The sequence below is a fragment of the Gammaproteobacteria bacterium genome (genome assembly GCA_033720895.1).
In the GTDB taxonomy this organism is placed as follows: Bacteria; Pseudomonadota; Gammaproteobacteria; order Natronospirales; family JAJUFS01; genus JAWWBS01.
The window spans coordinates 1-2,714 of record JAWWBS010000111.1 but is presented as its reverse complement, the minus strand read 5'-3'; the positions used below and the strand labels follow the sequence as shown (position 1 = coordinate 2,714).

Here is a 2,714-nt window from a genome sequence, read left to right as displayed (position 1 = left end):
CTTCGCTCTAAATTCCTCGTTCCATTCCTATCTCGTCGTATCGCTGGCACGGCGCGATGGCGTGTCGCTGGATGTCGGTTTCTACTACATGGCCAATGCAGCGGGGCGCTTGCTGGGCACGGTGCTGTCCGGTGCGCTTTACCAATGGCAGGGGCTGAATGCCTGCCTGCTGGCGGCCGGCACGCTGGCGCTGGCGTCTGCCTTCGTGGTTCGATGGCTGCCAGCTGGCAACAAGGAAACCCGTCTGCATGAATGAAGCAACACCGGAGGCGAAGGAGCTTCTGCCGCGCAACCTTGGTCTCTGGGGAATCTGGTTGCTGGTCATCAACGGCTTCATCGGCTCCGGCATTTTCGGCCTGCCCGCGGGTGCCACCCGGCTGGCTGGTGCATGGAGTCCGCTGATCTACATTGCCTGCGCCTTGCTGATCCTCCCGATCGTGCTGTGCTTCTCGGAGGCTGCCAGTTATTACCGCGGCACCGGCGGGCCGATCCGTTATGCCACCGATACCTATGGCCGCTTCATCGGCTTCCAGACCGGATGGCTTTATTACATCGCACGTGTTGTCGCGTTTTCGGCGGGCAGCGTCTTGCTGGTCGATTCGATCAGCTATTTCTGGCCGGAAGCGAACCAGGGGCACTGGCGCTGGATCCTGCTGGCAATCATCTGCTTCGGCATGACGGCCATCAACGTGATCGGCAATGTCCGCGCCATTCGTTCGCTAGGTGTATTCACGGTGCTGAAATTCATTGCGCTGCTCGGTCTCGTGATACTCGGCGTATTCATGCTCGAGCTGCCCGGGATCGAGGCCATGCAGCAAAGCGCCATCAGCACGGACCTTGCCAGCCTGGACCTTGGCGGCGCCATCCTGCTGCTGATGTATGCCTATGTCGGCTTCGAGTCGGCCACCGTGCCGGCAGGCGAAGCACGCAACCCGGCGCGCGACATGCCGCGGGCCCTGTTGCTGGGCACCCTGGTCGCGGGCCTGCTGTACCTGTGCATCCAGCTGGTCAGCATGGCCGCGTTGCCGGACCTGGCGGACACCAGCACGCCGCTGCTCGATGTGGCTGCTGTCCTGTTCGGTGAAACGGGCGCCGTATTGCTGATGGCCGGACTGGTTGCCTCGGTGGGTGGCAACCTGCTGGGTGCGATTTTCTCGTCGCCGCGCATGAGCTATGCCCTGGGCCTGGATGGCAGTCTGCCGGCATGGTTTGCGGTCGTGCATCCGAGGTTCCTGACGCCGGCGAACTCGATCGTCTTCTTCGGCGTGGTGTCCTTCCTGCTGGCCGCCTTCGGTTCGTTCATCTGGCTGGCAGCGATTTCGGTGCTGGCGCGGCTGTTTGTCTACATCGTGACCTGTTCGGCCGTGCCGGTCCTGCGGCGCCAGCATGAAGGTGCGGCTGCCTTTCGCATGAAGGGCGGTTTGCTGGTCCCGGCGCTGGGCATTCTTGGCTGTCTCGGCCTGCTGGTGCAGGTCAGCCGTGACTCGCTGCTGGTCACGCTGATGTTCGCGATTTTCGGGACGCTGCTTTACTGGCTGGCGCAACGCGCGAACAAGGTGTGAGCGGGGAGTGACCTGGCGGACAGGAAAAAAGGCCGCGTTGCGGCCTTTTTACCAGTGAACCTGCTGCAGCTCAGTGTTCGACCACCGAATGATCGAATACCGCGAACTGGATTTCGTCCAGCATCAGGAAGATGGGGTTGTCGTGCTTGTCGCTCAGCATCACGCAGCCGATGTCCTCGTCATCGTAGCCGGCATCCAGCAAGGCTTCGATCATGCCGGCCAGCGGGCCGCCCTTGTCCATGTCGAGGCGGAATGCCGAGGTCTGGCCCTTGAGAAAGAAAGCGGCTTCGCTCTGGTCCCGCAAGCTGTCCGTATCGACCACCTGCACGCCCGGATCCGACGCCTTGCCATCCCTCATGAAGGTGATGGTCTGGATTTCGCGAACCGAGATGATGGCCGTGGTGTCCTCGCTGATGCCCAGTTCGTAATACATGGTGACATCCTTGTGGCGCAGTGCGAGGCGCTTGACGGCGTCGAGCAGCTTGTTCAGCTCGGCTTCGTTCGCCGGGAAATCGTAAAGTGCATCGTGGCCATAAAAGCCGATCCGAACGGTCGAGTAGCTCATGATCTTCCCCCAACAGCGTGGACGTGCCGATGGGCAGAAACTGCCCACTCGTCAGAATTTACATAATGCCAACCGCCAATGCCAACCAAATTCTTGACCGAGGGTGCAACTTCTTGATTTGGAAAAGCTTCCCGGCGGTACTCCGGGCCTCTTTGCGGGTCTATACTGAAAATGAAAAACACAAGAAGAACAGCGGCTTCACAAGGATGTCCAGCCCGCGGGAGGTGACACATGTCGACGGCAAAACTGGCCATCCTGCCGATGCAGGATTCGAGTGAGAAAGGCGACCAGGGCTTCGTGGGTGATGGCATTGCCGACGAACTGCTGCATGCCCTGAGCTGGGCAGAAGGACTGCGGGTAGCGCCACTGGCATCGTCCATGCGCTTCAAGGGACCCGACCTGGATCTCGCCGAAGCTGCGAAAGCACTCAAAGCGGGCTACATCCTCACCGGCAAGGCCCATCACCAGCAGGGCCAGCTTTACCTGACTGCCGAGCTTCGCGACATGGCCAGCGGTGAAACCCTGTGGACCTCGTCCTACGAGCGGCCAGTGGGCGACGTCGGTGATGTCGAAGACGACATCCTCCG

General features: G+C 61.1%; 4 protein-coding genes. 3 read left to right on the top strand and 1 reads right to left on the bottom strand.

The window, feature by feature from the left end; genetic code table 11:
• On the top strand, positions 1–256 hold a 256-nt coding region (locus R3217_10640), incomplete at its 5' end, for an MFS transporter (protein ID MDX1455900.1).
• Complete coding sequence (locus R3217_10635) at positions 249–1,562, top strand: APC family permease (GenBank protein MDX1455899.1); 1,314 nt, start codon at positions 249–251, stop codon at positions 1,560–1,562. The genes R3217_10640 and R3217_10635, both read left to right, overlap by 8 nt.
• Positions 1,563–1,632: 70 nt before the next feature.
• On the opposite strand, the gene R3217_10630 is transcribed toward R3217_10635, so the two are convergent.
• Complete coding sequence (locus tag R3217_10630; protein MDX1455898.1) at positions 1,633–2,127, bottom strand: hypothetical protein; 495 nt, start codon at positions 2,125–2,127, stop codon at positions 1,633–1,635.
• A 231-nt stretch (positions 2,128–2,358) separates the two neighbouring features.
• Between R3217_10630 and R3217_10625 the strand changes: the two genes are divergently transcribed.
• The coding region (locus R3217_10625) for a hypothetical protein (GenBank protein MDX1455897.1) at positions 2,359–2,714 on the top strand (356 nt) is incomplete at its 3' end.

Excerpts from the sequence above, each read along its gene's own strand:
- R3217_10635 (MDX1455899.1), top strand. The coding sequence starts at position 249 with ATGAATGAAGCAACACCGGAGGCGAAGGAGCTTCTGCCGCGCAACCTT.
- R3217_10630 (MDX1455898.1), bottom strand. The coding sequence starts at position 2,127 with ATGAGCTACTCGACCGTTCGGATCGGCTTTTATGGCCACGATGCACTT.